General features: G+C 54.1%; 22 protein-coding genes and 2 tRNA genes. 16 read left to right on the forward strand and 8 right to left on the reverse strand.

Going from position 1 to position 22,976, the window contains the following annotated elements; translation table 11 throughout:
* Positions 1 to 536: 536 nt before the first annotated feature.
* Genes glyA through NP603_RS14190 form a run of 3 tightly spaced genes read right to left on the reverse strand, consistent with a single transcriptional unit; the run spans position 537 to position 4,047 of the window.
* Complete coding sequence (gene glyA, locus NP603_RS14180; RefSeq protein ID WP_256611558.1) at positions 537 to 1,796, reverse strand: serine hydroxymethyltransferase; 1,260 nt, start codon at positions 1,794 to 1,796, stop codon at positions 537 to 539.
* 24 nt (positions 1,797 to 1,820) lie between these two features.
* Positions 1,821 to 3,176, reverse strand: coding sequence for a glycerate kinase type-2 family protein (locus NP603_RS14185; protein WP_371928865.1), 1,356 nt, complete (start codon positions 3,174 to 3,176; stop codon positions 1,821 to 1,823).
* A 13-nt stretch (positions 3,177 to 3,189) separates the two neighbouring features.
* Positions 3,190 to 4,047, reverse strand: a complete 858-nt coding sequence (locus NP603_RS14190; RefSeq protein ID WP_256611559.1) for an NADP-dependent methylenetetrahydromethanopterin/methylenetetrahydrofolate dehydrogenase — start codon at positions 4,045 to 4,047, stop codon at positions 3,190 to 3,192.
* Between the two features lie 209 nt (positions 4,048 to 4,256).
* Here NP603_RS14190 and NP603_RS14195 point away from each other — a divergent pair, with 209 nt between their 5' ends.
* Positions 4,257 to 5,234: a malate dehydrogenase gene (locus NP603_RS14195; RefSeq protein ID WP_256611561.1), complete on the forward strand. Its 978-nt coding sequence runs from the start codon at positions 4,257 to 4,259 to the stop codon at positions 5,232 to 5,234.
* Between the two features lie 65 nt (positions 5,235 to 5,299).
* Here NP603_RS14195 and NP603_RS14200 read toward each other — a convergent pair whose 3' ends face one another.
* Complete coding sequence (locus NP603_RS14200; RefSeq protein ID WP_256611562.1) at positions 5,300 to 6,061, reverse strand: symmetrical bis(5'-nucleosyl)-tetraphosphatase; 762 nt, start codon at positions 6,059 to 6,061, stop codon at positions 5,300 to 5,302.
* Between the two features lie 49 nt (positions 6,062 to 6,110).
* Positions 6,111 to 7,226, reverse strand: coding sequence for an alanine dehydrogenase (gene ald, locus NP603_RS14205; protein ID WP_256611563.1), 1,116 nt, complete (start codon positions 7,224 to 7,226; stop codon positions 6,111 to 6,113).
* A 246-nt stretch (positions 7,227 to 7,472) separates the two neighbouring features.
* On the opposite strand from ald, the gene NP603_RS14210 reads away from it, so the two are divergent.
* Positions 7,473 to 9,131 (forward strand): ATP-binding protein, encoded by a 1,659-nt coding sequence (locus tag NP603_RS14210; protein WP_256611564.1) that lies wholly within the window; start codon positions 7,473 to 7,475, stop codon positions 9,129 to 9,131.
* Positions 9,132 to 9,284: 153 nt separating this feature from the next.
* Here the strand turns inward: NP603_RS14210 and NP603_RS14215 are convergent, their stop codons facing one another.
* The gene (locus NP603_RS14215; RefSeq protein WP_256611565.1) at positions 9,285 to 9,515 is read right to left on the reverse strand and encodes a hypothetical protein; all 231 of its coding nucleotides are present in this window, start codon (positions 9,513 to 9,515) and stop codon (positions 9,285 to 9,287) included.
* A 448-nt stretch (positions 9,516 to 9,963) separates the two neighbouring features.
* Between NP603_RS14215 and NP603_RS14220 the strand changes: the two genes are divergently transcribed.
* The 14 genes from NP603_RS14220 to NP603_RS14285 all read left to right on the forward strand — a co-directional run bounded on the left by NP603_RS14220 (position 9,964) and on the right by NP603_RS14285 (position 21,351).
* The gene (locus NP603_RS14220) at positions 9,964 to 10,929 is read left to right on the forward strand and encodes a PQQ-dependent catabolism-associated beta-propeller protein (RefSeq protein WP_256611576.1); all 966 of its coding nucleotides are present in this window, start codon (positions 9,964 to 9,966) and stop codon (positions 10,927 to 10,929) included.
* On the forward strand, positions 10,926 to 11,669 hold the full coding sequence (gene pedB, locus NP603_RS14225) for a lanthanide ABC transporter ATP-binding protein PedB/LutE (RefSeq protein WP_256611566.1): 744 nt from the start codon (positions 10,926 to 10,928) through the stop codon (positions 11,667 to 11,669). Before NP603_RS14220 ends, pedB begins: the two co-directional genes overlap by 4 nt.
* Positions 11,666 to 12,472 (forward strand): lanthanide ABC transporter permease protein PedC, encoded by an 807-nt coding sequence (pedC, locus tag NP603_RS14230; RefSeq protein ID WP_256611567.1) that lies wholly within the window; start codon positions 11,666 to 11,668, stop codon positions 12,470 to 12,472. The genes pedB and pedC overlap by 4 nt, the downstream gene beginning before the upstream one ends.
* A gap of 248 nt (positions 12,473 to 12,720) precedes the next feature.
* Complete coding sequence (locus tag NP603_RS14235) at positions 12,721 to 13,659, forward strand: hypothetical protein (protein WP_256611568.1); 939 nt, start codon at positions 12,721 to 12,723, stop codon at positions 13,657 to 13,659.
* A gap of 84 nt (positions 13,660 to 13,743) precedes the next feature.
* Positions 13,744 to 13,820: transfer RNA gene (locus tag NP603_RS14240), tRNA-Val, on the forward strand.
* Between the two features lie 47 nt (positions 13,821 to 13,867).
* Positions 13,868 to 15,775, forward strand: a complete 1,908-nt coding sequence (gene thrS, locus NP603_RS14245) for a threonine--tRNA ligase (protein WP_256611569.1) — start codon at positions 13,868 to 13,870, stop codon at positions 15,773 to 15,775.
* Positions 15,776 to 15,796: 21 nt separating this feature from the next.
* Entirely contained in the window at positions 15,797 to 16,321 is a 525-nt protein-coding gene (gene infC / locus NP603_RS14250; protein ID WP_256611577.1) for a translation initiation factor IF-3, read from the forward strand.
* 138 nt (positions 16,322 to 16,459) lie between these two features.
* On the forward strand, positions 16,460 to 16,657 hold the full coding sequence (gene rpmI, locus NP603_RS14255) for a 50S ribosomal protein L35 (protein ID WP_054761633.1): 198 nt from the start codon (positions 16,460 to 16,462) through the stop codon (positions 16,655 to 16,657).
* Between the two features lie 34 nt (positions 16,658 to 16,691).
* The gene (rplT, locus tag NP603_RS14260) at positions 16,692 to 17,054 is read left to right on the forward strand and encodes a 50S ribosomal protein L20 (protein ID WP_140912685.1); all 363 of its coding nucleotides are present in this window, start codon (positions 16,692 to 16,694) and stop codon (positions 17,052 to 17,054) included.
* A gap of 136 nt (positions 17,055 to 17,190) precedes the next feature.
* Positions 17,191 to 18,210: a phenylalanine--tRNA ligase subunit alpha gene (pheS, locus tag NP603_RS14265; protein WP_256611570.1), complete on the forward strand. Its 1,020-nt coding sequence runs from the start codon at positions 17,191 to 17,193 to the stop codon at positions 18,208 to 18,210.
* Between the two features lie 15 nt (positions 18,211 to 18,225).
* Positions 18,226 to 20,601 carry a phenylalanine--tRNA ligase subunit beta gene (pheT, locus tag NP603_RS14270; protein ID WP_256611572.1) on the forward strand — a complete coding sequence of 792 codons (2,376 nt, stop codon included), beginning with the start codon at positions 18,226 to 18,228 and terminating at the stop codon, positions 20,599 to 20,601.
* Positions 20,602 to 20,603: 2 nt separating this feature from the next.
* On the forward strand, positions 20,604 to 20,900 hold the full coding sequence (gene ihfA / locus NP603_RS14275; protein ID WP_425334030.1) for an integration host factor subunit alpha: 297 nt from the start codon (positions 20,604 to 20,606) through the stop codon (positions 20,898 to 20,900).
* The gene (locus tag NP603_RS14280; RefSeq protein ID WP_054761637.1) at positions 20,884 to 21,237 is read left to right on the forward strand and encodes a MerR family transcriptional regulator; all 354 of its coding nucleotides are present in this window, start codon (positions 20,884 to 20,886) and stop codon (positions 21,235 to 21,237) included. The genes ihfA and NP603_RS14280 overlap by 17 nt, the downstream gene beginning before the upstream one ends.
* Before the next feature lie 37 nt (positions 21,238 to 21,274).
* Positions 21,275 to 21,351 (forward strand) — tRNA-Pro (locus NP603_RS14285).
* 134 nt (positions 21,352 to 21,485) lie between these two features.
* Here NP603_RS14285 and NP603_RS14290 read toward each other — a convergent pair.
* Together NP603_RS14290 and NP603_RS14295 are read right to left on the reverse strand one after the other, a co-directional pair.
* A complete protein-coding gene (locus NP603_RS14290) occupies positions 21,486 to 22,103 on the reverse strand; it encodes a hypothetical protein (protein ID WP_256611573.1) in 618 nt (205 codons plus the stop codon).
* Between the two features lie 102 nt (positions 22,104 to 22,205).
* The coding region (locus NP603_RS14295; protein WP_256611574.1) for a hypothetical protein at positions 22,206 to 22,976 on the reverse strand (771 nt) is incomplete at its 5' end.

Here is a 22,976-nt window from a genome sequence, read left to right on the forward strand (position 1 = left end):
TTATGTGGTGCCTTCCTTTGAATCCGCGTCGCCACGCGGAACCATGGAGCTAAATTCGCGACGTTGCCAATTCCCGGATGCCGCGCCGCGTAAACGGAGCGTTTGAGCGAATCCGCTTGTTGGGGCGGTGTAGGGTCGTACTGCGTTGACGAAGGGGGCGTTCCTTTCGTCAACCTCTCTCAACAGCTGCCGAGGGCGGAGAATATAGTATTTCCGGGTGTCATTTCATTTCGATACTTTTCTTTGAGGGTAGAGACAAAACAAACTAGCCGGTTAACCGAACTGCAAGCATTTTAGCCTCTGTCAGCCGAACGCTGGCTGCAGCGACATGAGGCAGGCGGTCTCGGCTATTCGGGCCGAGCCCCGACTTCTCCAGATTCGGCAACATGACGTTTTAACTCACCTAGTGCTGGCATTGACAAAGTAGGCGTATTTATCGGCGTTCCGGCAAAAACGTTCAATCATCAGAGGCCGAGTCAATAAATCGACTCTCGCGGCAGTGACAAATCACTAGGTAACTTAATATTGGCTAACTCTTACTCCGCCGAATAAACCGGAAATCTAGCACACAACAAATGCACCTTCTCCCTCACCGCATCAATCACGCTCTCATCTTCGATGTTATCCATCACATCGCACATCAAATGCGCGACTTCGCGGACCTCGTCCTCTTTAAAGCCACGTGAGGTCGGGGCAGGGGTGCCGACGCGGATGCCGCTGGTGACGAACGGCGATTGCGGGTCGTTGGGTACCGCGTTTTTGTTGACGGTGATGTGGGCGCGGCCCAATGCGGCGTCGGCGGCTTTGCCGGTGATGCCTTTCGGGATGAGCGAAACCAGCATCAGATGGTTGTCGGTGCCGCCGGAGACCACGTCGTAACCGCGCTTGATGAACACCTCGGCCATCGCTTGTGCGTTTTTGACGACTTGTTGCTGATAGGTTTTGAATTCCGGCGTCATCGCTTCTTTAAAGGCCACAGCTTTGGCGGCAATGACGTGCATTAGCGGGCCGCCCTGGATACCAGGGAAGATGTTGGAATTGATCTTTTTCTCCAGTTCCGGGTTGTGCTTGGCCAATATCAAGCCGCCGCGCGGGCCGCGGAGCGACTTGTGGGTGGTACTGGTGACGACGTCGGCGATCGGTACCGGATTGGGGTATAAACCGGCGGCGACCAGACCGGCGACGTGGGCCATATCCACCACCAAATAGGCACCGACCTTGTCGGCGATGTCGCGGAAACGCTGCCAGTCCCAGATTCTGGAATAGGCGGAAAAGCCGGCGATGATCAATTTGGGTTTGTGTTCCACAGCCAGCGCTTCGACTTGCTCGTAATCGATTTCGCCGGTGTCTTTGTTCAAGCCGTATTGGATGGCGTTATAGATTTTGCCGGAGAAGTTGGGTTTGGCGCCGTGAGTCAAGTGGCCGCCATCCGCCAGACTCAAGCCGAGGATGGTATCGCCGGGTTGAATCAACGACATGAATACCGCCATATTGGCTTGCGAACCGGAATGGGGTTGCACGTTGGCGTAGTCGGCGCCGAACAGTTCCTTGGCGCGGTCGATGGCCAATTGCTCGACGATGTCGACGTATTCACAGCCGCCGTAATAGCGTTTCTCCGGATAGCCTTCAGCGTATTTGTTGGTCAGCAAGGTGCCCTGCGCTTCCATTACCCGCGGGCTGGCGTAGTTCTCCGAAGCGATCAGTTCGATATGGTCTTCCTGGCGTTGGCGTTCTTGTTCAATGGCCCGGAATAATTCGTCATCAAAACCGGCGATGGTCATTGACTGCTTAAACATGTTGGTCTCCTGGTAAGGTTCGGGTTATGCGTTGGGATGCAGCAGCAGAATTTGCAAGTCGGCAACGTTGGTGCCGGTCGCGCCGCATTTAATTAAATCGTTGGCGGCGTCCAGCGCCGGATAAGCGTTATTATCGTTCAGCATCGCCGTCGGGTCGATAGCCGCGGCGCGGATGCGGGTAAGGCTGCCGCGGTCGACGATGGCGCCGGCGGCATCGGTCGGACCGTCGCGGCCGTCGCTGCCGGCGCTAAGAAAAGTCCACCCACAATGCAAGCCATAGGTCTCGGCCGCGATCGCGAATGCCAGGGCCAGTTCCTGATTGCGGCCGCCTTTGCCTGTGCCGCGCAGCGTCACAGTGGTTTCGCCGCCGGCGATGATTGCGAGCGGTTGATGCAGATCGCGCGATATTGTCACTGCGTGTCGACACAACTGTTCGGCCACCAGCCGGGCCTCGCCGCTTAATTGTTTGCTGAACAGTTCGGCGGCATAGCCGGAGGACTTGGCTGCAGCGACGGCTGCATCGACGCTCAATGCGTTGCTGCCAATCAAATCGTGGCCGGCATTTTCGAAAATTGGGTCGCCGGATTTAGGGGTTTCGGCATGCAGGCCGCGGCTGCCTGCCCGCAAATGGGTTTTCACGTTGTCCGGAAGCTGCGGCCATACCCGGTAAGCCTGCAGAATTTCAATCGCTTGGGCGAAAGTGGTGTCGTCCGGTACCGTGGGGCCGCTGGCAATCACGCTCAAGTCATCGTCCAACACATCCGATAATACCAAGGCATGCAGATCGGCGGTCGCGGTCAAACGCGCCAATCCGCCGCCTTTCAAGCGGGATAGATGTTTGCGGACGCAATTGATCTGGTTGATGTCGGCGCCGGAGGCCAGCAACAACTGGGTGGTGGCGAGTTTATCGGCCAGACTGACGCCGGCGACCGGGCAGGGTAGCAGCGCCGAACCGCCGCCGGAGACCAGCACCAGTACCAATTCGCCGGCTTGGACGGGCTTGAGGCGATTGATCAAGTTTTCCGCGGCTTGTAGGCCGGCCTGGTCGGGTAATGGGTGGCCGGCGCCGAAGACCTGAATCTTGTTGACCGCGACGACGTTCTCGTAGTTGGTGATGGCGATACCGGGTGCTGCCAGCCAATTTTCGGGAATGACTTCAGTGGCCGCGTTGGCCATGGCGCAAGCGGCTTTGCCGAAGCTCAGCAGATGAATTCGCCGCCACGTGCCGGAGCGGAGGTTATCGCCGCAGCCGATGGCGATCCCTGCGTCCGTTAAATGCAGATACTTTCTGACGCAGGCGTGGGGATCGGCAGCGGCCAAGCCGGCCTGAAACATGGCCTGCGCAGTTGCCCGCTCGGCGGATTCGGCGGCGAGGATCACGGCCGGCAAAGACCTATGCCATTTCCTTGGCGAGCGCGAAAATGATTTCGGCGTCGAATACTTGCTTGTTGTCTTCGAAGAGTTTCGCGATACAGGCCCGATGCAGGGCCAGTTTCAAGGCGCCGAAGCCAATTGCCCCCCAGACGATCTTACCGTGCCGCTCCCGGCCCCTATCCATCACGTCGGTGCCGCCGATACCGACCGGCGGTGTGGCATTGGCGTCTGCCAGTAACTGTAAGTGAGGGTTATCACGCCAATGCTCGGGTTTCAGCAATTCCACGCCGGCCGCTCCGGTCGCCAAAACGATGTTGGCGTCGGCGATCGCAGCGGCGCGACTATCGTAATCGCCGGCTTCCAGTGGAGTAATGTCGACGTCGAAGCGCTCTTTCATCGCGAAACAGGCTTTTTCGGCGTTGAAAATGTGGCGCGAGGTGATGCTGACCTGTGCGCCTTCAAGCGCCATCATCGCTGCGGCCCGCTGGCCGACCGGACCGGTACCGGCCAGTACCACGGCTTTTTTGCCGGCCAACGGCGCGCTGCCTGCCAGTTTGGCGACGGCAGCAGCAGCGGTGGTATTGCTACCGTTGCTGTCCAGCATTACCGAAACTTGAAAACCGGGAAAGAAATGTTTTTGTACCGCGGCCAGTAGGTTTTGGCCGGCCTCCATATTGCTGCCGCCGATAAATATCGCCGTATTTTTCTTGTCCTTGGGTGCGCGGGTGAATATGGCGCCGTCGACCAAGGCGCCGACGTTATCCGGTGTCAGATTGCCATGGCCGATCACGTGGTCCGCGCCGCCGTCATAAGCCACTACGGTGTCGAATACGGAAGGGTGGGCATCGGTGTCGAATTGGAAGAGTAGTTTTTTCATTAACCTACCTGATAAAAGACGCTGAAATCCGCGACGCTGGGGATTGGGTGCCGGCATTATACCGAAGTTTGTTTTGCCCGCTGCACAATCGGAACCGGCCGAATAAAGCCGGAATTAGAGATTGTTAGAGCAAAAACTTTATGTCATATTGAAACGGCTAACCGCCCCGGCAGGGGCGGATCAGTCCAATCTAAAGATGAGGAACCCAGATGAAAACCCCCGTTGATATCGCTGTAACCGGAGCAGCTGGTCAGATTAGCTATTCCTTGCTGTTTCATTTGGCGGCGGGCGAGTTGTTGGGCTTGGACCAGCCGATCGTGTTGCGGTTATTGGAAATTCCGCCGGCGATGAAACAATTGCAAGGCGTGGTCATGGAATTGAACGACTGCGCTTTTCCTCTGTTGAACAAAGTCGTCATCACCGACGATCCGAAGGTGGCGTTCGATAACGTGGATTACGCGTTTTTGGTTGGCGCCAAACCGCGCGGTCCTGGCATGTTGCGCAGCGATTTGCTGTTGGACAACGCCCAGATTTTTATCAACCAAGGTAAGGCCTTGAATGAAGTGGCCAGCCGCAACGTCAAGGTTTTGGTTACCGGTAACCCGGCTAACACCAATGCGTTGATTGCGATTCATAATGCGCCTGATCTGGCGCCGGAATGTTTCGCCGCGATGACGATGCTCGACCACAAGCGGGCCATCAGTCAGGTAGCGGAAAAATGCGGGGTATTGAGCCGCGACATCAAAAACATCACGGTGTGGGGCAACCATTCTTGCACCCAATATCCGGATTTGCACCACGCCAAAGTCAAAGGCATGGATGCCTTGTCTTTGGTTGAGCACGATTGGTTCGTTAACGAGTTCATTCCGACGGTGCAATACCGCGGCACCGAAATCATCAAAGTGCGCGGCCAATCCAGTGCGGCTTCGGCGGCACATGCCGCAATCGAGCACATGCGGCTGTGGGCGGAGGGCACCGATCCGGGGGATTGGGTCAGTATGGCCGTGGCTTCGGACGGCAGTTACGGCATCGAAGAGGGACTGGTTTATTCGTTCCCGGTTCAAGTGATAGACGGCCAGATTAGAATCGTGAAAGGTCTGGATTTGAATGAATTCAGCCTGGAACGCTTGCGCCTGAACGAGGTGGAGTTGAAGGAAGAAAGGCAGGCGATCAAGCACCTGCTGTAAGCATTCGCACCGCCGGTCTCGTTCTCTTCAAGTCGACACGAACCCCGTTTGCAAAACAGCGCTCCTTATTCATCCGCCAGACGAACGGCGATTTGCGCGCTCACACCAGGCAACGGGCAAACGCCGAAACCAGCCCGGTCCTCGAAGCCGGCGTCGTCGGCAAATACGATACGCAATTGGCCGGTCTGACGGTCGGGTAACCGATACCAAGGCATCAGGCCGGAGCTTTGCGCCGACACCGGGCCGCTGGCGCCGAAGTCGAGTTTGCCGGCTTCGCTGCAATATTTCATCCGAGTACAGGCGTTGGCAATGAAATTCAGCCGTTTCCAGCCGCGCAGTTTTGCATGCCAGCGCGACTGGTCTTGGCGGAGATTTTCCAGGAAGGCCTGATATTGGCTTTGCGATAGTACCGATTCGACCTCGTAGGCAAAGGTGATGGCTTGGCTGAAACTCCATTCCGCCGGAATACCGGCGTGCACCAACGTGTAGTTCAATTTGGCGTCGTGGTGGATCAGGCTGCGTTGCCGTAGCCATTTCAATAACTCGTCCCGGTCCGGCGCCGCCAATATCCGCTCTAATCCGGTAACCTGATCGCCGAATCCGGACGCGGCCGACAATAACTGCAGGTCGCGTTCGCCCAATACCGCGACCACGCTTTTGCCCAAGCTCTTTACAAAGCGCAGAACCTCCAGCGTTTGCTCATCGTCGCCCGCTAAATTACCGGCCAGCCAAATACGGTCTGCGGCTGGGTTGAATCCGATTTGGCTAAGCAAACTTTGCAATGCCAGGTGGTTGCCGTTGATGCTGCCTATCGCATACAGAGCCATTTGCCGAATTCCGAATTAAGTATCTTGGGTCGGTTATTGGCGCCGGCCGTCAGCCGATGAAGCGCTCGGCCGGGACATGATCCATGGCGAAGGCTTCGGCGATGCCGGCGCAGCTGACTTGACCCTCTACCACGTTAAGGCCTTTCAACAGTGCCGGATTGTCGCGCAAGGCTTGTTGCCAACCTTTGTTTGCCAATTGCAGAACATAAGGCAGCGTAGCGTTGGTCAACGCCAGCGTCGAGGTGCGCGGCACGCCGCCCGGCATATTGGCGACGGCGTAATGGACGATGCCGTCGACCAAATAAATAGGCTCGGCGTGCGTGGTCGGGCGCGTGGTTTCGACGCAGCCGCCTTGGTCGACCGCAACGTCGATGATCACCGCGCCGGATTGCATCAGTTTCAGGTCTTCTCTACGAATTAGTTTCGGCGCTGCGGCACCGGTAACCAGCACGCCGCCGATTACCAGATCGGCCTCGGCGATTTGTTCCAGGATGGCGTGGCGGCTGGAGAACAACAGTTGCACGTTGGCCGGCAGAATGTCGGCGAGATGGCGCAGACGTTCCAGCGACAAATCCATCACCGTGACTTGGGCGCCCAGGCCGGCAGCCATTTTGGCAGCCTGGGTACCGACCACGCCGCCGCCCAGAACCAATACTTTGGCCGGCAACACGCCCGGCACGCCGCCCAGCAACATGCCGCGGCCGCCGTAAAGTTTTTCCAGATAATGCGCGCCTTCCTGCACAGCCAGCCGACCTGCCACCTCCGACATCGGCGTCAGCAACGGCAATTCGCCGTTGGCCAGTTGTACCGTCTCATAGGCGATGCAGGTCGCTCCGGAGGCGAGATGGGCTTCGGTCAATTCCCGGTCGGCGGCGAAATGAAAAAAGGTGAATACGGTTTGCCCTGCACGCAGCAGCGGCCACTCGGCTTTGATCGGTTCTTTGACCTTGACGATCATTTCCGCGGCGGCCCAAACCGTGGCGGCACTTTCGGCCACCTCGGCGCCGGCGGCACGGTATTGTTCGTCGCTGAAACCGGCACCGGTGCCGGCGCCGCTCTGTATTACCACGCTGTGTCCGGCGGCGACCAGCGCGGACACGCCGGACGGCACCAGGGACACCCGGTTTTCGTTGGGTTTGATTTCCTTGGGAATACCGATTTTCATGTTCACCTCATGTGTTACGTTGACCAACCTAATCTGGATGATAGCAATAATTGGACCGGAGCGAAGTCGCCGAGTTTCAGGAGCTTGCGTCGACCCTGTTTCGTGGTTGGATACGGATTGTCGGTGTTTTGTGTTGTTTTGGCGTAAAACCAGCGCTCGGGTTGGGCAAGTCTGGGGTTGATGAAGAGGCGAAAGGACGGAAAATTCGGCTAAGCTTAGCCGGTCAGCTTTTGTCGAGAGGAACACATGAACCAAACCCAAAACATTCTGATCGGCCACTTGACCGAAGTGAGAGGCGACGGCATGGATGCGCGCATCATCGAAGAGCATTCGACCGCGGCGCCGATCATTCGGCTAGGCGACGAGGAAATCCTAGCCGGCCATATCGGCTCCTACGTGGTGATCCGACAGTCGCACATTGGGGTGCTGGCGTTGGTCTTCAAGATGTGGGAGTGCGATCGCTTCGATAGCGCCGGCAACCGGTCTAGCGATCGGTTTATCGCCCTGATCCCGGTCGGCGAACTGAACGAGAACAATGTGTTCATTCGCGGCGTGCGCCATTATCCGACACCCGGAGCGGCGGTTTATGCGGTAGGCTTGGGCGAGATCAACGCGATTTTTTCCAAATTTCGCGATTACCAATTTTTTATCGGTCAGTTGGCGAGCCACAAGGATTACCACCTGAGCTTGGACCCGAGGGCGTTGTTCGGCCGGCATTTTGCGATCATTGGCCAATCCGGTTCCGGCAAGTCGTGGACCGTGACGAGTCTGATCCAACACACGATGAAGGCGATGCCGAAAACGCACATGGTCATGCTGGATTTGCACGGCGAATATTGCTGGAAGTGTCCCGACGGTAGCATCGAGTCGGCGTTTCCGGCCGAGCAGGTCAATTATGTCGATGCGCTGGACATGGAGATGCCTTACTGGATGATGAGCTACGCCGAGTTGGTCGATTTGTTCATCGACCGCGACGACAGCGGCGCGTCGATGCAGATGGCGTTTATGCGAGAAATTCTGCAGCAATTGAAACGTAAGGAAGCCAAGGCGATCGGTTTGGCTTCGGTGACGATAGACACGCCGATCTATTTCTCTTTGGCGGAAATGTATATGCAATTCAAAGCGGCCAACGAGGAGCGCAAAGACTTCGGTAAAACCAAAGGGGCGTTGTTCGGTCAGTTCGACGAATTTTTGGTCAGGATGCAAAGCCGGTTCAACGACGTGCGCTACGATTTTTTGTTGAAACCGAAAAAGCGTAATTCGTCGGACAGCATGGCCGGCTTGTTGCGCCAGTTTGTCGGCCTTGGCGACAAGAAAGCCAATATCACCGTGGTCGATCTCAGTTCGGTGCCAACCGACGTGCGGCCGGCGGTGTCGGCCCAGGTCGGTCGCTTGGCTTACGAATTTAACTATTGGAATCCGCGCCGGCGCGAATTTCCGATCACGCTGATCTGTGAGGAAGCGCATGCTTACATTCCGCGTGAAAAAAATAGCCAGTTCGAAGGCACCCGCAAGATGATGGAGCGGATTGCCAAGGAAGGGCGCAAATACGGTGTGTCGATCGGCGTGGTCAGCCAGCGGCCGACCGAACTTTCCGAAACGATGTTAGCGCAGTGCAGTTCATTTATTTGTTTACGTACCACCAACCCGGACGACCAGCAATATATCCGGGGTTTGGTACCTGAAGCCGAGGGCGATCTGGCCGACATCTTGAGTTCGTTGGGCCGCGGCGAGGCTTTGGTACTGGGCGAGGCAGCGCCGTTACCGACCAGGGTGCAGATTTATCGGCCCAGTCCCGAGCCGAAAAGTAACGACGTCGATTATTACACCAGCTGGCGCGAAGGGCCTGACGATCTGGACGTGGAGGGGATAGTCGAGAATTGGCGGACTCAGAATCGGCATTGAGTCGGGCGGCGGTTACGGTTCAGTGACCTTTGCCGAAGCAAATACGTTTTGTTAAATGCTACTGCGGCTCTTAAGCGGGCAAGGCCGGGGGGGAGGGGCGGAAGGTGGGCCAAAATGGGTCGGATATACGCGCATAACCCACTTCCCGAGCGCTCAGCCCGGCAGCGTTTCGGAATCTAACACCACGTCGCAAGAATCGAAAAACCGTTCCAGTCTATCCAATTCACCGTTGGCCAAGTCGATAGCCGCGGCGAAGGTTTCCGAATTTTCGGTTTGGTAGGCTATATCGAGCATCAAATCGCACATGGTTTGAGTTTTAACTAACGAATCGTGCTTTTTTTCGATATTTTCGAGTTGCTCGTCTGTTATCAAATAAATTTTCATGGCTTATTCCTCTTCCTCGCTGTCCGTGGATGGTTCCATTCTATCGCGCGCCGGTTCCGATGCACAGATCGAATTCGTTAACAAACGCATCTGTCGGATTTTTTGAATTGCATAACAATCGGCGGCAAGTAGCTTATCTTCGCTGTGCGCCGCTCGTGCGGCTATTGTTCTAAGGTGCAGCCGGATTAGGTGTCGAGGCGGTGCTAGCGATCGATGCCGATTCCCGCGTCGGCCTGGCTTGATCGGATAGTAACGCTGCTCGGCGCGCGCTTTGCCAAACGCTTGGCTGGAGCAAGAGCGGAAAAAATCCCTTTTTGTAAATGGATGAAATCCCGGTTAGCTTCGGGTTACACTTGCCGGCCGCCGAGTCTTGGAGCTCGACGGTTTGGCCTGCTCTAGTAAAGCGGGAATGATTCAACTGGTGTTTGCTTATTCAAGGAAAAGTATGATGCATCGGATAAAACTAGCCGGAATGGCGGCAGCCCTGTGCTTCGCTGGTGTAGTACGGGCGGAAACGGTTTTCGTGACTTTGGAAAAAGATAACGCAATCGCCGTGGTCGATCCGGCTGCCGGCAAGCTAGTCAACACCGTTAAGGTCGGCCAGCGGCCGCGCGGCATTGCGATCAGTCACGACGCCAAGACCTTGTTCGTCGCTACCAGCGACGACAACACGATTCGGATGTTGGACAGCACTACCTTGAAGGAAATCGGCAAGTTGCCGTCCGGCGAAGATCCGGAAACCTTCGCGCTGAGCCCGGACGATAAATTGATGTACGTGTCCAATGAAGACGACGCGGAAGTCACAGTCATCGACATCGCCAGCAAAAAGGCAGTTGCCAAGATCAAGGTCGGGGTCGAGCCGGAGGGCATCGCGGTCAGTCCGAACAACCAATGGGCGATTAGCGCCTCGGAAACTACCAACATGCTGCACTGGATCGATACCAGCGATCGGCAAATCAAGGACAACACGCTGGTTGATGCCCGGCCGCGTGCGGTAACGTTTACCGACGACAGCCAGCAACTGTGGGCGACCTCGGAAATGGCCGGCACGCTGACCATCATCGACACCGCGAGCAAGCAGATCGCCCAGAACATTAGACTGGAGGTGCCCGGCTTGAGCAGCGATCTGGTGCAGCCGGTCGGCATCGCCATCGACAAGCAACGCCGCTACGGTTACGTGGCGATGGGGCCGGCCAACCGGGTCGCGGTGATTGACGCCCAGAGTTATAAAGTCGAGAAGTTTCTGCTGGTTGGGCAGCGGGTCTGGAATCTGGCCTTCTCGCCGGATCAAAAGCGTTTGTACACGACGAACGGTGTCAGTAACGACATTTCTATCATTGATTTGGAAAACCATAAGGTGACCAAGTCGGTGGCGGTGGGCCGTTACCCCTGGGGCGTTGCGGTAAAACCATGACGGCGGCGCTGCAAATCGAAGGCTTGAGCTTCGCCTATGGCGCCAAGAAGGCGTTGGATAGTATCGCGTTTCAAGTCGAGCCTGGCGAATGTACTATCTTACTCGGGCCGAACGGTGCCGGTAAAAGCACGTTGTTCGCGCTGATAACCCGTTTGTACGACGCTAGAGAAGGGCGCATTGCCTTGTGCGGTTACGATGTCAAAAGGCAAAGTTTGCAAGCGCTGGCGAAGTTGGGCGTTGTGTTTCAGCAGACTACGCTGGATCCGGACTTGTCGGTGACTCAAAATTTGCGCTATCACGCCGCGCTGCACGGTATCGGCAAAAAAGACGCCGACCGGCGGATTCAGGAAGAACTCGAGCGTTTGAATATGTACGAGCGGCGCGGCGAAAAAGTTCGGCAACTCAACGGCGGTCACAAACGCCGGGTCGAGATCGCCCGCGCCTTGTTGCACAGACCCAGCCTGTTGTTGCTGGACGAGCCGACTGTCGGTCTGGACGTGCCCAGCCGGCAAGCCATCGTCAAGCACGTCCACGACTTGGTCAAACAGCAAAATCTGGCGGTGCTGTGGGCGACGCATTTGATCGATGAAATCGATGCCGACGACAGCTTGGTGGTGTTGCACAAGGGCCAGATCAAGGCCAGCGGTAAACTTGCCGAGATATTGCAAAGCACCGGATGGGCCGATCCCGGCCAAGTGTTCCAGAAGCTCACCCAATCCGATAAAGGAGGGCCGGCATGAGAATTGTGCATTATTGGCGGGCCACCGCCGGCATCGTCGGCCGCGAATTGCTACGTTTTCTACATCAGCGCGAACGTTTCGTCTCGGCATTGGTGCGGCCTTTGGTCTGGTTGTTCGTGTTCGCGGCCGGCTTCCGCGCCGCGCTGGGCATCGCCATCAGTCCGCCCTACGAGACTTATATTCTGTACGAGGTCTACATCACTCCCGGCCTGTTGGGCATGATATTGCTGTTCAACGGTATGCAAAGCTCGCTGTCGATGGTCTACGACCGGGAAATGGGCAGCATGCGCATGCTGATGGTCTGCCCGCTACCGCGCTGGTTCTTGCTGTGCAGCAAACTGATCGCCGGCACTGCGGTCGGCGTGTTGCAGTGCTACGCCTTTCTCGGCATCGCCTGGCTGTACGACATTCAGGCACCGCTGCCGGGCTATCTGTGGATATTGCCGGCGCTGGTGCTGGGTGGAATGATGCTGGGCGCGCTGGGCTTGCTGCTGTCCTCGTTCATCAAGCAACTGGAGAACTTCGCCGGGGTGATGAACTTCGTGATTTTTCCGCTGTTCTTCATGTCCACCGCGCTGTATCCGTTGTGGAAGATCAAGGAATCCAGTCCGTTGCTGGCGACCCTGGCCGAATACAACCCGTTCTCGCAAGCGGTGGAACTAATCCGCTTCGCGCTGTACGAGCAGTTCAACCAATGGGCGTTGGTATTCACCGCCGCCGCGTTCTTGCTGTTCATTGGCGCGGCGATCTTGGGCTATAACCCGTCGAAAGGCATGATGGTGCGCAAGGGCGGTGGAGATTGAGTTTTTCTGTCGTGGCGTAAACGACAATAGATACTGCGGGCGACCGTTGCGCTCAATCAATAGGGTCTGTACCCGGTTTGCGGTCAAGTCTGGATTTTCGTTTTTTTTGTTTGTTTGCTAAAGCTCACAGAATTTTCGCCGCTAACTGAGCTGTCAGGTCAGTATTGGTCGTGCCAGTAGCGGTTTTCCAGTTAAATTCGGACGGCCAAATTGACTTCCTCTTTTTTGTTTTTGCGGGAGGGTTTCTTATGCTCAGCATCAATTCAATCTCGGCATCGCTTTCAATTTCTCGAACGACTATCAGTATTTCTAACGCTAGTGGCGAGGATAAATCCGATGCTTTGACATCGCAGCCTAGTGCTGAAACCGAACGTTTCCGTGGTCATAGACAGCGTGCCGGAGGTTTTTTCATGCGAAGTGTGGAGCGTGCATTTGAGGGTTTGGGGCTGCAATTCCCGCAAAACATTAGTCATCGCCGCGATGAAGAGCATGCTTCCGAGCGCACGGAGGAGGGGGCCAATCCCCAACCGGCAGACTTGGGGAGGCTGGTGGCAACATTCCTGCGCGATTTGGAGCACGTGTTGGCTCGGATCGGTACGGCGCAAGCCGCGGAAGCAAGTGGTTCCTCGATAGGAGTCAACGTGGATTCCGTAGTTGAATCCGTGCAAACGCCTGTTAAGGTTGATACGGCCAACTCGATCGCGACATCCGGTTTTGCCAGTGCGAACGTGGCGCAGGAGGCTCCGGCGGTTACTTCCAATTCCCCATCGCCGGTGTTCGCCGATCGTTCCGCGTCTCAGGCAGTCGTCGCCAACTTTGGCGAGGCTCTGCATGGTTTTTTGCATGAATTGCGGCGGGCATTGCGGCAAATCTCCGATGGGGCAAATGATGAAAGTGGCTATAAAGATCGCGGAGATTGGAGCAGAGCCGCGGGTTTTCAGGGTTACCTGCATTTTTCTGCTAAATTGGATAATCTGATAGCGGATTTAACCAGCGCGGATCAGGCGGATTCCGACAAATACAAATCTTTTACGGAGGCCTTCGATCGCTTGGTCGATGTTGTGGGTGGCAGTAACACCGGTGGCAAGCCGTCGTTGTCGGATTTTCTAAACAAGCTAAAGGACGAAGTTGCAAATCAACATCCTGGAACCGTCAGTTCAGGTTCGATTGTTTCCGCTTCGGTGTGACAGCTTGTTTCAGCGAGTTGCTTAGAAAAAGCTTGCGCGAAAATTTAACGTCGTTATAATGGCTGAATCGAACGACAAGACTTCAGGCGCGTAGCTCAGTTGGTTAGAGCACCACCTTGACATGGTGGGGGTCGGTGGTTCGAGTCCACTCGCGCCTACCAAATACTAAGCACCGCATGACGGTGCTTTTTTTATTGTGGAATCCAAAATGCCAGTAATAACTTTGCCTGATGGCTCTCAGCGTCAATTCGACCATGCAGTTTCTGTGATGGATGTGGCTCTGTCTATCGGTACCGGTCTGGCTAAGGCAGCCTTGGCGGGAAAGGTGAACGGTAGGCTAGTCGATGCCAGCTATCAGATCCAAGAAGATGCGACTCTGCAAATCGTCACTGCCAAGGATGAGGAAGGTGTGGATGTTATTCGGCATTCCACTGCGCATTTGTTGGCGCAGGCTGTTAAACAACTGTTTCCTAGTGCTCAAGTCACGATTGGTCCTGTTGTAGAAAACGGCTTTTATTACGATTTTTCCTATGAAAGGTCGTTTACGCCGGATGATCTCGTGGCGATCGAGAAGAAAATGCAGGAATTGTCAGCGGCCGATATTCCTGTTGAAAGGTCTTTGATGGGGCGGGACGAAGCGGTCGAATTCTTTACCGGTTTGGGTGAGAAATACAAGGCCGAGATCATTGCGTCGATTCCGGCTAATGAGCAGCTGTCTCTGTACCGGCAAGGCGACTTTACCGACTTGTGTCGCGGTCCGCACGTGCCGAGCACTGGTAAGCTAAAGGCGTTCAAGCTGATGAAGATCGCCGGTGCCTATTGGCGCGGCGATTCCAAGAACGAAATGCTGCAACGGATTTACGGCACGGCATGGGGTGACGGCAAGGATTTGGCCGCTTATCTGCACCGTCTGGAAGAAGCGGAAAAGCGCGACCATCGCAAGATCGGCAAGACTTTGGATTTGTTTCATACCCAGGAAGAGGCGCCGGGTATGGTGTTCTGGCACGACAAAGGCTGGACGATTTATAAAGAAGTTGAGCAGTACATCCGCGAAAAATTACGAGTGAACGGCTACGGCGAAGTCAGAACTCCGCAAATTGTCGACCGCACTCTGTGGGAGAAATCGGGGCATTGGGATAAATTTAGTGCAATGATGTTCACCACCCATTCCGAGAATCGGGATTATGCGGTGAAACCGATGAACTGTCCGTGCCATATTCAGATTTATAACCAAGGTATTAAGAGTTATCGCGATTTGCCGGTACGTTTGGCTGAGTTTGGTTCTTGCCATCGCAATGAGCCTTCGGGAACATTGCATGGTTTGATGCGTGTGCGCAACTTTGTTCAGGACGATGCGCATATTTTCTGCACCGAAGATCAGATTCAATCCGAGGTATCGACTTTTATCGATTTGTTGTTTGAAGTCTATAAGGACTTCGGTTTCGAAGAAGTCATCATCAAGTTATCGACTCGTCCGGAAAACCGGGTCGGTGACGACGCGGTCTGGGATAAGGCGGAAAATGCGTTGGAATTGGCCTTGAACAACAAAGGGCTGGACTGGCAGTTGCAGCCTGGAGAGGGTGCGTTTTACGGTCCTAAGATCGAGTTTTCGCTGAAGGATTGCATCGGCCGGGTTTGGCAGTGTGGTACCATTCAAGTGGATTTTTCGATGCCGGCCCGATTGGAAGCTAGTTACATAGGCGAAGACAGTGCTCGCCATACCCCGGTGATGTTGCATCGTGCCATTCTCGGTTCGCTGGAGCGCTTCATCGGTATTTTGATTGAGCAGTATGCCGGAAACTTTCCGTTGTGGCTGAGCCCGGTGCAAGCAGTGGTCATGAATATCACCGATCGCCACGTTGAGTATGCTGAACAGGTGCGTCGAGAACTTGAAAAACAAGGTCTTAGAGTCAAAATAGACTTGAGAAACGAGAAGATAGGCTTTAAAATCCGCGAGCATTCCATGCAGCGTGTGCCGTATTTATTGATTATCGGCGACAAGGAATTAGAAACTCGGTCTGCCAGTGTGCGTACCCAGCAGGGCGAGGATCTGGGAAGTCTGTCAATTGGCGAACTTGGCGAACGTTTGAGAAAGCAGATTGCGGATCGAAAATAATAACAACTTGGAGGATAGGGTATCAGCTCTAAAAAAGATGCAACGCGCTTAAATACCGAGATTACCGCCAGACGGGTCAGGGTAATTGGCGCTGAAGGTGAACAAGTCGGCGTTATATCAATCAACGAAGCCTTGCAGCTTGCTTATGATGCGAATCTGGATCTGGTCGAAATTTCGCCCAATGCCGATCCTCCGGTTTGCAAAATCATGGATTTTGGCAAGTACCAATTCGAGCAGAACAAGAAGCTACAGGCTGCCAAGAAAAAGCAAAAGCAGATCCAGATCAAGGAGATCAAATTCAGGCCCGGTACCGAGGAAGGCGACTACCAGGTTAAATTGCGTAGCTTGATCAAGTTCCTCAGCGATGGCGACAAAACCAAAATCACCGTAAGGTTCAAGGGGCGTGAGCTTACCCATCGCGAACTCGGTATGGATCTGTTGAAGCGTATCGAAACCGATCTAGAAGAATTGGCCGCGGTCGAACAGTTTCCCAAGTTGGAAGGCCGGCAAATGGTTATGGTGATGGGGCCGAAAAAGAAAAAATAATTTTGCCGTTTTTAAACGGTATGGCGTTGCCGGATTGCAGCGTGGATCGGGTTTTACCCGAAAAATTCGATTGGGCCGAGCATTTTGCCTGGTTGGGTTTTTACTCAGGGACTTTATTTTTAACATTGGAGAAAACAAATGCCAAAACTGAAAAGTCATAGCGGCGCCGGTAAGCGCTTTAAGAAAACCGGAACCGGCGGTTTCAAGTGCAAACAATCGCATAAGCGCCACATCTTGACCAAAAAAACCACGAAACGGAAAAGACAACTGCGTAAAACAGCCATCCTGCATCCGTCAGATACGCCATTGGTAGCGCGCATGCTGCCATACAGTTGATAGACCAAATTTATATTGCAGAGAGAATTGAAAAATGGCTAGAGTAAAACGCGGTGTTACCGCCAGAGCAAGACATAAAAAGATTTTAAAGCTGGCTAAAGGTTACTACGGTGCCCGTAGCCGGGTCTATCGCGTAGCGAAACAAGCCGTCATCAAAGCCGGCCAATATGCTTACCGCGACCGTAAACAGAAAAAACGCCAATTCCGCGCATTGTGGATCGTACGGATCAACGCGGCTGCGCGCCAATTCGGAATATCCTACAGCCGTTTGATTAACGGTCTGACTAAAGCCAACGTGGCTATCGATCGTAAAGTTCTGGCCGACTTGGCCGTGAGAGATATCCAAGCATTCGGCGAGATTGCGAAAGTGGCTATTGCCAACCAAAGCAAGCCATAGGCCGTTTCTCAGCTCGATATCGACTAGATAACGAGCTGACGCATACTCCCCGCCCCAACGGGGAGTTCCGCCGGTAAAAGGCGGATGTCAACCACTTGGGAATCCCCATCAATTACAGACAAAAGTGAGCTGAGTCGTGTCGGCTAGTATCGAAGATATTGTAAAGCAGGCATTGGATGAGCTTGCACAGGCAACAGACCTAGGCCAATTGGATCAGGTGCGGGTGAATTACCTGGGTAAAAAAGGCTTGTTCACCCAGCAAATGAAAGAGTTGGGAAGCATGGATCCGGAACAGCGCCGTAGTGCCGGCCAGGTGATCAACGACGCCAAGAATACGTTTCAAGATGCTTTAGAAACTCGCAAGCTTGCACTGGAAGGCGCCGAATTGGCGGCGCGCTTGGCCAGCGAATCCATCGACGTGACCTTGCCAGGCCGCGGTCAAGACGTAGCAGGCTTACATCCCGTCACCACGACCTTACGCAGGATCAGTAAAATTTTTGCCAGCGTCGGATTCAATGTTGTTGAAGGTCCGGAGATCGAAGACGACTACCATAACTTCGGCGCGCTGAATATTCCGGAACACCATCCGGCTCGTGCGATGCACGACACTTTTTATTTCGATGCGCATACCGTATTGAGAACCCACACTTCGCCGGTGCAAATCCGGGTCATGGAATCCGAGAAACCGCCGCTTAAAGTGATTGCGCCCGGCCGAGTCTACCGTTGCGATTCGGATTTGACGCACACGCCGATGTTTCATCAGGTCGAGGGCTTCTTAGTCGATACCGACGTCAGTTTTGCCGATTTGAAAGGCGTCGTGTTCGAATTCTTACGCGCATTTTTCGAAAAAGACATCCAAGTCCGCTTTCGCCCGTCATACTTTCCATTTACCGAACCTTCGGCCGAAGTCGATATCGAGTGCGTGATGTGCGACGGTCAAGGCTGTCGCGTTTGTAGCCAAACCGGCTGGCTGGAAGTGATGGGATGCGGCATGATTCATCCTGAGGTCTTCAAATCCGTGGGTATCGACCATCAAACCTATTCCGGCTTTGCCTTCGGCATGGGGGTCGAGCGTCTGGCGATGCTGCGTTACGGTATCAACGACTTGCGGATGTTTTTCGAAAACGATCTGAAATTTTTACAACAGTTTAGGTAACGGTGGATTGGAATCATGCAAGTAAGTGAAGCTTGGTTAAGGGAACTGGTCAATCCGCCTATCGACACTGCCCAATTGGTTGCGCAATTGACCATGGCCGGTCTTGAAGTCGATGCAGTCACTCCAGTCGCCGCCGATTTTAGCGGCGTGGTAGTCGGTGAAGTGTTGGAAACCGTTCAACATCCGAACGCCGATAAACTGAGGGTTTGCCAAGTCAACGTCGGCCAAGAGCAACCGTTGCAAATCGTTTGCGGAGCCAGCAACGTTCGGCCCGGTTTAAAGGTGCCTGCGGCACTGATTGGTGCGGTATTGCCGGGCGATTTCAAGATCAAGGAATCCAAACTGCGTGGCGAGTTGTCGTTCGGCATGCTGTGTTCCGAAAAGGAACTGGGTTTAGCGGCCACTTCCGAAGGTCTGATGGAACTGCCGATTGATGCGCCGGTAGGTCGGGACATACGCGATTATCTATTGCTGAGCGACAACGTGATCGAACTCGGTTTGACACCGAATCGCGCTGATTGCTTAAGCGTCGTGGGTGTGGCGCGCGAGGTCGCAGTATTGAACGGTTTGACGTTACCGGCCGACGATTCCGTCGTCATCGAACCGCAACATCAGCAAACCTTGGAGGTTCAAGTTCACTCTGCGGAAGCTTGCCCGGTTTATTTGGGGCGCTTGATCAAAGGTATCGATCCGGCCGCACAGACGCCGCTTTGGATGCAGGAACGCTTGCGCCGTAGCGGTATTCGCAGCCTGAGCCCGGTGGTCGACGTCACCAATTATGTGTTGATTGAACTCGGCCAACCTTTGCATGCCTTCGATGCCGATAAATTGGCGGCGCCGATCGTTGTCAGGCGGAGTCGCCCCGGCGAACTATTAGCGTTGTTGAACGATCAGGCCATAGAACTCGATGGTGAAGCTTTGGTTATTGCCGACCAGCAACAGGCTTTGGCGTTGGCTGGTGTGATGGGTGGCAAAGACAGCGCGGTATTTGGCGAAACCTGCGACATCTTCCTGGAATGCGCTTTTTTCACGCCGATTAATATTGCCGGTAAGGCGCGGCAGTTCGGATTACATACCGATTCCTCGCACCGCTTCGAACGCGGTGTGGATTTTAATTTGCAACGTCGAGCGATCGAACGCGCCACGCAATTGATTTTGGAAATAGCTGGCGGTAGTCCGGGGCCGGTGACCGAAGTAATTAATACCGAAGCCTTGCCGATTCGATCGGCGGTTAAATTACGTAGCGCGAGGATCGAAAAGATGTTAGGTATCCAACGCAGCGATGCTCAGGTGCATGAGTTGTTCGGCGGCTTGGGCATGCAAGTAGTCAGTTGCGAAGATGGTTGGGAAATCACTCCGCCCGGATTTCGCTTCGACATTGCCATCGAAGAAGACTTGCTCGAGGAAATCGGTCGAGTATACGGCTACAACAACTTGCCGAGTAGTAGTTTGTTGATGCGTTCCGAATTGGGTAAGGCGCCCGAATCGGTGCTGGTGTTAGATCGGTTGCAAGATTGTCTGGTCGATCGCGGTTATCAACAGGCTATTACCTACAGCTTCGTCGATGAAGCGATGCAAAACGCCGTGGCACCGGGCGACGAGTTTATCAGGATCCGGAATCCGATTTCCTCCGAATTGGCCGTGATGCGTACCACGTTGTGGTGCGGGTTGTTGAATGCCGCGCTTTACAACATCAATCGGCAGCAGAGCAGGGTGCGTCTGTTCGAGACCGGCTTGCGGTTCTATTACGAAGGTGGCGAGATTCAACAACGCAAGACCCTTGCCGGGTTAGCACTTGGTAATTTGCACGCCGAACAATGGGGTGAAAAATCCAGAAAAGTCGATTTTTTCGATGCGAAAGCCGATGTCGAGGCCTTGCTGGCATTCACCGCAACGAAGATGCGGTTCGAATCGTCGCAGCATCCGGCGCTGCATCCCGGACAGACTGCTCGTATATTGAATGCACGCGGCGAAGCGATTGGATTGCTGGGTATGTTGCATCCGACGTTGCAGAAACAGTTGGGCTTCGACAGCCCTGTGTTCCTGTTCGAGTTGGATCAGGATGCCATTCTGCAGCACAAGGTGCCTAAATTTACCCCCTTGTCTAAATTTCCGTCGGTACGCCGGGATATGGCACTTTTGGTTGCGGAAGAGGTATCCGCCGATGCGATTCTCGGTTGTATCTCCGAATGCGGTGAGCAAGCGATCCGCGATGTGTCGATTTTCGATATCTATCGCGGGCAAGGCGTGGCTGCAGGCAGTAAAAGCGTGGCTTTGAGTCTAGTCTTACAAGATTTTGCGCAAACTCTTACCGACACTGAAATTGATGCTATATTTCGCAGGGTGTTAGAGACTTTGACGGCTAAACTAAATGCAAAATTGAGGGAGTGATTGTGGCATTAACCAAAGCAGATATTGCAGAAAAGTTGTTTGAAGATCTCGGCTTGAATAAACGAGAGGCCAAAGAAATCGTAGAGTTGTTTTTCGACGAAATCAAAAGAAGTCTGGAAAGCGGTGAACAAGTCAAAATCTCGGGTTTCGGCAAATTCGAGTTGCGAGACAAAAATGGCCGTCCCGGACGCAATCCGAAGACCGGCGAGGAAATACCGATCACGCCGCGTCGAGTGGTTACATTCAGAACAGGGCAAAAATTGAAAGCTCGAGTGGAAGCCTATGCTGGAACCCAGTAATAACAACGAATTACCGGTCATTCCGGCCAAACGCTATTTCACGATTGGCGAAGTTAGCGACTTGTGCGGAGTAAAGCCGCACGTGCTGCGCTACTGGGAGCAGGAGTTCACTGAACTGAGCCCGGTTAAGCGGCGGGGAAATCGCCGGTATTACCAGCGGCACGATGTGCTGTTAATCCGGCAAATCCGCGCCTTACTTTACGAACAAGGTTACACCATTGGCGGAGCCAGAGCGCATTTAGCCAGCGGCAGTGCTAAAGAAGACAGCTTACGCACCAAGCAGTTAATTCATCAAATGATAGGCGAACTGGAAGATATTTTAGAGCTATTGAAGTAGTTCGCCTGTAAAGCGTGGTAGAATTTCCAGTCTAAATCGGGGCGTAGCGCAGCCTGGTAGCGCACTTGTCTGGGGGGCAAGTGGTCGTGGGTTCGAATCCCGCCGTCCCGACCAATAAAATCAATAGGTTATAAATAAAGCCTGCCAGTGAAGTCATAAATTGTTAATTTCGGGATACATTCCGGGATACATTTTTTGGTTGCTTGGGCCTACAACTATCTTTTTTTGCGAAACAGATTTTTTCGGTTTCAAATTGGTGACTCATCTTCTTCAAACAACCTTAGCCGCCTTATAATCCCGGCTAACGATTGGTTGACCAATACATCATGTTTAAGCTGAAGCTGATGGAATGTTTTCCAATGCATGCCTTTGGGCTTAATGCCATTGGGATTTAAGATACCGGCCTCCCATCCTAACTTTTCACGAATCCTATCGGCTTTTCGGCTGGCTCGGTCGTCTTTAGTCTCGCGGGTAGACGCATAAGTCAAGGTGTGGCAATGCCGACAGGCAAAGACATTACCGCCATAAAGAATTGCCACCCGTTTGCCGCATCCTTGCGCTGGACAGCGAAACCAAACTCGCTGGCCGCCTAAATGACACCCCGTTTTTTCCAACGTGACTGGGTATTCCATGTTTTCCCAATCGCTATTCAGTCGCTGACAGCGATAACGCAGAATGACCTGTTGGTCTTGTGCCTCGATTTGTAGCGACGCGATGATGTTACCGCACCGCGACCAGTTCACGCTTGATGTGCGCCCCGGCGTCAACAGGCCTTGGCGATGCAAATAACGCACATCCAACGCCCGCATGTCCGTCGTCGTCTGTTTGCCGTCTTGGTAACGGCGACCGCTTCCGATGCCACCCATGTTTTTGTCTCCGTATTTTTGCCTAAATCATTTGGCAAGTTTGACAGCGACTATTTCGCTAACCGGCCGCAAGCCTTGTCAGACCTGACATCGCGCGCATTTTCAAGGTGCCGAATTAACGGGACTACGCAGGTCTTTTAGCTTCAAAAGCATCGCCAATGTCCGCTCGAATTTACGATCCAGGTGGACTTCATAGCGGTTTAGCTTCTCTAATTGCTGCGCTCTCAAGCCTTCACCCAAGGTTTGCGCCTTGATTTCATGGTAATACCGGGCTTCTTTTTGCATTTGCAGACAGATCGGCCGGAGCTTTTCATTGATGAAGTCGGCCAGTCCTTCTACCGTGGCCGGATATTCCTCGTCTTCGACATAGTCGCTCCACATGTCGCGGCTCTCGGGAATCAACGCGTTACAGGCGCGCGAATAGGCGTTTTTACCCCCTTTGCGTAAAATGGCCGCAGCCTTTTCGGTGGCGGCGAGGTCGAGCTCGGCTTCATTAAGTCGTGCTTGGTTTTCTTCCGGGGTATCGCAAATGATGTCCGATAGCCACAAATGACTGGCTTTCAGACCGGGATCGAATGGCACGGCGGCCGGTACAACACTACTGTCGGTTTGGCTAGCGACCTGCCGGAGATTACGATTGATCGTCGCACCTTCTGCCAAAAGCACCCGGCGCTTGCGCCATAAGATCGTCGCCAATTCGTCGACCAAGTGCATTTCTGTCATACCGGACGGTTGATGCTCATCGCGCAATGCTGCCAGTAAGCCAGCAAACTCGGTTTTATCCTCGTGCGGTAACACGGCATGCTTCGACAAAATGCCGTGTGTCAACGCGTTATAACGCACCGCCTGATAGGCTTTTGATGGAGCTGCTGT

This window comes from Methylomonas aurea (genome assembly GCF_024505045.1).
Lineage (GTDB): Bacteria > Pseudomonadota > Gammaproteobacteria > Methylococcales > Methylomonadaceae > Methylomonas > Methylomonas aurea.